The following is a 6,506-nucleotide window of genomic DNA, read 5'->3' on the forward strand; positions in this document are numbered from 1 at the left end:
ATTTAATGATATGGTGATAATTGTATGCAAATTTACTTATGATGAGTACCATATTTTTTCACAGTATAGCATGATTTATTGTATAAAAAATGGCTCGCCAAGTGCGAAATATAGTAAACTAAATGCAAGCTACAAGGCTTATATGAGGGGGATACATATGGAAAAAAATCAAGCAACAATTCATACGCTTGCTGTTGGTATGCCGCAGGAGCTACATTACGGCAATGGGCGCTCAGTAATAACAGGCATTAAAAAGCAAGCTGTACCTGAAGTTTATTTAGCCGCTCAAGGCTTTAAGGGAGATGATGTTGCAGATAAAAAGCATCATGGTGGCCCTGATCGTGCTGTTTGTTTATACCCAGTAGAGCATTACCTACAGTGGGAGCAGGAGCTTGGGAAACCATTGCCAGTAGCGGCGTTTGGTGAGAACTTAACTGTCACAAATATGACAGAAGCGAATGTTTGTATTGGCGATATTTATAAAATTGGTGATACAGTTATTCAAATTACACAGGGACGTGTGCCATGTAGCACCATTGATAAATATACCGAGGCAAGTACCTTGATGAAGCGTTTAATTGAAACAGGCTATACGGGCTTCCTTGCACGTGTGTTAGAGGAAGGGACAATTTATGCAGATTCACCAATTGAGCTCCTTGAACAAGACCCTGCTCGTATTTCGGTCTTGCATTGCAATGAAGTGTATTTTCAAAATAAAAATGCAGACGCAATGCAGCGTATTTTAGAGGTTGAAGCACTTGCAGATGAATGGAAGCAGAAATTAGCAAAAAGAATCCAAGTGCTACAAAGTCGTACAGTGAAGTAGAAGAATTGTGTACAAAGGGGGATGTGTCAGGCATCCCCTTTGGTTTTTAGTATGTTTGGTTATAAAGTTCCTTTAAATTAATTCGCTCCATTTTATCAGCGAATTGGATTTCGATTACATCATCATCCATAATATGCTGGGTTTGTCCATCTGGTAGATAGATTGTATCAGCGTCTAAAAATTCTATTGAAAATGTTAGCTTTTCTGGAAGTGGGGGATCAAAGGGTGTTTTTCTCGTTGCATAGATAATATAAGTAAGCTGATTTTGAGAAGAAATATCAGTGTACAGCAGCACTTGATTTTTCTTTTTAGGTGTATAAGTGATCTCCACAGTACTATCAATCTGTTGAATGGATTGCGTTATATCATCTGACGAAGTAGTCCACATACGCCCATAATACCAATATAGACCACCCAGTATAAGGGTTATAATACCGAGTGTTGATAGGATGCTATAAATTACTTTTTTTCGGTTCGATTTTTTTACCTTTTTGAGAATATCTACTTTTTTTGTTTCTTCTACAGTATTAATAGCTAATGTTTTTTTCATATCCTCCAGATATTTTTTGCAGGCAGGGCAATTCGCTACATGTTCCTCAATTAAACGATTACTTTCTTCACTTGTCATCCCATCGATATAGCTTGGAATCAAATCTTTGATAATATCATGATTCATAGGTACTCATCCTCTCTATAATTTTCTGTTTAGCTCGATAGAAGGTGACACGTGCCCAATTTTCTGATTTGCCAAAGACCTCGCCAATTTCTTTGAAAGAAAAATCTCCATTTATTCTCAATAGCATAACCTCTTTGTTTGTTTCGCTTAGCTTGTGAATAAGACGGAATAACTCAACCTTATTCTCAGAGGAAAATAAAATTTGGTCAGGCGTAGGTGAAGGATCATCATGGTCATCAAGTAATTCGCTTTGTCCCTCTTGACGCTTTCTCTTTGCTAATTCTTGAAACCATAAATGCTTGGCGATTTGACAAAGCCAAGTGGACACTTTTGAATTGCCTTTAAATTTATCCGCAGACTTGATTGCCTGATAAAAGGTTTCCTGAGTCAGCTCCTCGGCTAATTGTTCATGCTGCGTCAAGCTCATTAAAAACCGATAAACAAGCGTTCCGTATTCTTGATATATTTCATTAAATTCCACGTTCTTCACCACCCTCTATAATGATAAGTCATAAAAGTTTGCATTTCGTTACAAGTTTTTTTATTTTTAAGTAAGAGGTGAATAGATATGGTGAGGAGAACTTGTGGAAATTGATGGATAGGGCAGATTTTCAGTGTAGGGAATGGGTTTTGGAGCTATATGAGCCAGCAACAACTGAGGATATTCAACAGGTTGAACAAGAGTTGCAGATTGTGCTACCAAGCGTATATAAGGAGTTTTTATGTGTATCAAATGGTATGCTTGGCAATTTAGCAACATTGTATTCAACAGAGGGGTTAATCGAGATGAATAAAACATATGAAGTGCAAGATTATGCCCCTGGCTATGTTTCGATTGGGAATGACAATGGTGGCTATCATCTTTTAATGAAGGCTGAGCAGGGTGCAGCTAACTTTCAATTAGTCAGTGATAGCTATGGCGTTCCAGAGGCAAGTGATATAACAGATCATTTTCTTTCATGGCTGAATAGTGATCAAGGCAACCCTTGGCAAAATGAATAGTTGATGGAAAGGCTATAGATAAGCAATATTACTCTATAGCCTTTTATTCTTCCGCTAAAGCCCTATCCATTTCCAATTGCATCTCTTTTTCAATTTCATGCATGACTGTTATTCTGTTATCTAAATATTCTAATGTACATTGTTCTTCATCACAATATATATGCAGGTTTGCACCTTCAGCCATTAAGTCTGTTAAGAGCTGTCTAAAGCGGGCGGTATGGTCAATTCCAAGCAAATCATCTACAACATCATAGGCATACAAATTATGACTGATAATATAATATTTGTTTTCAATATTACTTTTAATAGTGTTAATCGACAGTTCACGGTTAAATTTTCGAATAAGGGTAATATATTTTACGATATTTTTATCGTGGTCGATTTTAATTTGTACGATACTCATACAGTTCAACTCCTTACATAAAGCGTTTTATTTTCATGTAAAGGCAGATCAATGTTGAATAGCTCCTTGATTTGAAGAAAGCGGCTCTCCTGTTCGGCAATTTCAATTCTCGCACCATATACTGTATAGGCAACAAAATAAGCTGTACCTTTGAAAAAACATTGCCCTGTATCATCATACATAGGTGGCAATGATTCGTAGGCAATTTCCTGTATATCCTCAAATAGTAGATTGAAACATTCTGCAATTTCTTTCATTGTCCACGCCTCCTTTCATTTGATTTTAGCATATATGTTAAACTGAAATTATATAAAAAGCGTTAACATAAAGTGAACCTTCAATCAGTGGTATTTTCCTGATCTCCACTGATTGAAGGTTCACCAATCGGGTTTTTACAGGATGAAAAGGAGTGGTAATGATGCGAGAAGGCTGGCGTAAACAAGCGATTGTAGATATATTGAAGAAGTTCGGATTGGTAGGGGAGAAGGAACTGGCATCATTATTAATGGAGCATGCTCAAGTTTCCCTACAGTTTACCATTACAGAGAAGGAAAATTATCAGCAGATTGGCAATAGCCGTATAGCTGGACGTCCTGATTTACCATCATCTATTGAGTGGCCATGTACTGAAGATGGGGAGGCCTATACTTTTCTTACACAAATTAATCTAAGTGAATTGCCATTTTTACCTTCAGAGCATTGGCCAACAACGGGGATGCTATATTTCTTTTTAGGTATAGATGAGCCAGCTTATCATATCGATCATCAGGTTATTTATTATAATGGAGATTTAACAGAGCTTGCTTTAGCAAATATACCTGAAGGAATAGAAGAAGTGAATGCAGATGAGCGTGATTTTATTGCACACCGTATAACATGGCAGCCGCATTTATCATTGCCTGATTTGGGAGAGGATTTAGATGTGCTGTTAGAGGAGCATGAGGATGTGTATATGGAAGTATGTGACGTTAGTGATACGCTTGGCGGAAACCTGCAAACATGGGCTGGAGATACACAGCTCGATGCTTATTTATGCCGAAATAACATGGAAGAGCTACTATTTAATACGTATAAAACACCTGAACGCGTGCTACAAGATATGGAGGACGCCATAATAGATGGTCGTATACAATATGCGAATCATCTTGAAAAGAAGGTATTACCTCTTTTAAAGCAATATAAGGCACAAGAAGAGCAGCATAAGCAGGCTGCGAAAAAGTGGCAAGTGCTATTTTCTTTATCATCGTTAGATGAAGTAAATATGTGCTGGTGGGATGCTGGCTATTTGGAGTTTTTAATTCATTTTAAAGATTTAAAGGAAGCTCGCTTTGATAATACGTATTTGAATTTAGCAACAAGTTAAAGGGTAAGATGTAGTGAGAAAGTTGTACTAAATAATGGATGGAGATTTAAAAATGCTACTGAAGAGGTGGCGTTTTTCTTTGGATAAAAATGATTTTTTACGAACTTTGTGTTGTTAAAATAAAAAAATGTTCGGAAATGAGTTGAAAAGTAAAAAATGAGGTGATATATTATTGAATGTAAATTAAATAAAGTCGTCGTATAGTAGCGGGAATAGGCTCGCAAGTTTCTACCAAATCACCGTAAATGATTTGACTACGATGTAAGTGAATTTGTATTGTACTATACATAATACTTTAGTCGTAGGCATGTCAATTGGGGGCATGTCTTTTTTTATTGCTTTTCTATAGACGATTACACGGAGGAACAATTCACAATGAAAAAGTATTTCGAGTTTGATAAACTTGGAACGAATTATCGAAGAGAGATTCTTGGGGGATTCACAACATTTTTAGCAATGGCTTATATCCTTGTCGTTAACCCATTAACATTAACGCTGGCAAATGTTGCAGATTTACCAGAGGCACTTCGCATGAACTATGGGGCTGTATTCGTAGCGACAGCAGTTGCAGCAGCAATCGGTTCGTTTATTATGGGAATATTGGCGAAATATCCATTAGCGTTAGCCCCAGGGCTTGGTTTAAATGCATTTTTCGCTTATACGGTTGTTTTAACGAATGGTAGCCCATGGCAACATGCGTTAGCTGCAGTTTTTGTATCAGGTGTGTTTTTCCTCATCTTAACGTTAACAGGATTACGTGAAAAATTAATTAACGCTATTCCAATGGAGTTAAAATTAGCTGTTGGTGCGGGTATTGGTTTATTTATCGCATTTATTGGTTTAAAAAATGCAGGTATTGTTATCGCAAATCCAGCAACATTTGTAGGGGTTGGTAATTTAACAGACCCAGAAGTGTTATTAGCAATTTTCGGTATTATTATTACAGTTATTTTCTTAGTTCGTGGTGTAAAAGCTGGTGTATTTTTAGGGATGGCAATCACGGCAATAGCAGGTATGATTTTTGGTTTAGTTGATTTACCAGAGAAGGTTTTTGCCGTACCACCTTCAATTGAGCCAACATTTGGCGCACTATTCTCGGCATTTGGTGATGCAGAATTTTACACGCTATCAATGCTATCAGTTATTTTAACGTTCTTATTTGTTGATTTCTTTGATAACGCAGGTACATTAATGGCTGTAGCGAACCAAGCAGGCTTTGTAAAAGATAATAAATTACCGCGTGCAGGGAGAGCATTGATTTCCGATTCAATTGCAACAATCGTAGGTTCTATTTTTGGTACATCAACAATTACTTCATTTGTGGAGTCTTCATCAGGTGTAGCAGCTGGAGCTCGTACAGGCTTTGCTTCAATTGTAACAGGTATATTGTTCTTATTATCTTTATTCTTTTTACCGTTATTAAGTGTCGTTACATCAGCAGTAACAGCTCCAGCATTAATTGTTGTAGGTGTATTAATGGTTGCCTCACTAGGTAAAATTGATTGGGAGAAATTTGAGGTGGCTGTACCCGCATTCTTCACGATGCTAATGATGCCATTAACATTTTCAATCGCAACTGGTGTCGCAATCGGTTTTGTATTTTACCCATTAACAATGGTTGTTAAAGGCCGTGCAAAAGATGTTCATCCAATCATGTATGTATTTGGTTTAATTTTCTTATTATATCTTGCAACAGCAACACATTAAATCGTAGTATATAAAAGCTATTCAAGTGAGCAATCGTTTGAATAGCTTTTTTGAGGATTTAACATAGTCGTATCGGAAGCTGGATGAAAGTAGATAGATTGAAGATTTTAGTAGCAAGAATTGATTTAGTTTGATAAACAGAATATTTATTGCGACATTTAATAGGAAGAAATTCATTTTTATAGCTAGAATTAAAATCTGAATATTTTTTCTTTCAATAAATGCTTGCACTTTATAGTGTGATAGGTGTATAGTAATAAACGTTGTTGCGAAACACACAAAAAAAGAATGAAAAGTTATTGACAAACTAAAATGACTATTTTATAATTTAAAACAATCGCTAAAGAAAATAGCACTATGAACCTTGAAAACTGAACAAGCAAAACGTAATCAATAAATTTTAGTAGCTTACTTTAGTAAGTGAACGAAATAATTTTGGACATCGAATGAAGATGAGATGCCAGCAAAACAATTTGAGCAAATCAAATTTCTTTTTATGGAGAGTTTGATCCTGGCTCAGGACGAACGC

Annotated in this window: 8 protein-coding genes and 1 riboswitch; of the genes, 4 read left to right on the forward strand and 4 right to left on the reverse strand. The window is 36.3% G+C overall.

What is annotated here, in order from left to right:
* Positions 1–157: 157 nt before the first annotated feature.
* On the forward strand, positions 158–826 hold the full coding sequence (locus ACIQVU_RS14415; protein ID WP_340807786.1) for an MOSC domain-containing protein: 669 nt from the start codon (positions 158–160) through the stop codon (positions 824–826).
* Positions 827–872: 46 nt separating this feature from the next.
* On the opposite strand, the gene ACIQVU_RS14420 is transcribed toward ACIQVU_RS14415, so the two are convergent.
* Both ACIQVU_RS14420 and ACIQVU_RS14425 read right to left on the reverse strand, forming a co-directional pair.
* A complete protein-coding gene (locus ACIQVU_RS14420; protein WP_340807785.1) occupies positions 873–1,502 on the reverse strand; it encodes an anti-sigma factor family protein in 630 nt (209 codons plus the stop codon).
* A complete protein-coding gene (locus ACIQVU_RS14425) occupies positions 1,492–1,983 on the reverse strand; it encodes an RNA polymerase sigma factor (RefSeq protein WP_402896108.1) in 492 nt (163 codons plus the stop codon). The genes ACIQVU_RS14420 and ACIQVU_RS14425 overlap by 11 nt, the downstream gene beginning before the upstream one ends.
* 113 nt (positions 1,984–2,096) lie before the next feature.
* Here ACIQVU_RS14425 and ACIQVU_RS14430 point away from each other — a divergent pair, with 113 nt between their 5' ends.
* Complete coding sequence (locus ACIQVU_RS14430) at positions 2,097–2,504, forward strand: SMI1/KNR4 family protein (protein ID WP_402896117.1); 408 nt, start codon at positions 2,097–2,099, stop codon at positions 2,502–2,504.
* A 43-nt stretch (positions 2,505–2,547) separates the two neighbouring features.
* Here ACIQVU_RS14430 and ACIQVU_RS14435 read toward each other — a convergent pair whose 3' ends face one another.
* Together ACIQVU_RS14435 and ACIQVU_RS14440 are read right to left on the reverse strand one after the other, a co-directional pair.
* Positions 2,548–2,907, reverse strand: coding sequence for a hypothetical protein (locus tag ACIQVU_RS14435; protein WP_340807781.1), 360 nt, complete (start codon positions 2,905–2,907; stop codon positions 2,548–2,550).
* Between the two features lie 5 nt (positions 2,908–2,912).
* On the reverse strand, positions 2,913–3,164 hold the full coding sequence (locus tag ACIQVU_RS14440) for a hypothetical protein (RefSeq protein ID WP_340807779.1): 252 nt from the start codon (positions 3,162–3,164) through the stop codon (positions 2,913–2,915).
* Positions 3,165–3,322: 158 nt separating this feature from the next.
* Here ACIQVU_RS14440 and ACIQVU_RS14445 point away from each other — a divergent pair, with 158 nt between their 5' ends.
* Together ACIQVU_RS14445 and ACIQVU_RS14450 are read left to right on the forward strand one after the other, a co-directional pair.
* Complete coding sequence (locus tag ACIQVU_RS14445) at positions 3,323–4,270, forward strand: DUF1963 domain-containing protein (RefSeq protein ID WP_402896119.1); 948 nt, start codon at positions 3,323–3,325, stop codon at positions 4,268–4,270.
* Between the two features lie 176 nt (positions 4,271–4,446).
* A riboswitch (purine riboswitch) is annotated at positions 4,447–4,547 on the forward strand.
* A gap of 98 nt (positions 4,548–4,645) precedes the next feature.
* Positions 4,646–5,977: an NCS2 family permease gene (locus ACIQVU_RS14450; protein WP_340807777.1), complete on the forward strand. Its 1,332-nt coding sequence runs from the start codon at positions 4,646–4,648 to the stop codon at positions 5,975–5,977.
* Positions 5,978–6,506 lie beyond the last annotated feature (529 nt).

It is taken from the genome of Lysinibacillus sp. NPDC098008, from assembly GCF_044760715.1.
Taxonomy (GTDB): domain Bacteria; phylum Bacillota; class Bacilli; order Bacillales_A; family Planococcaceae; genus Lysinibacillus.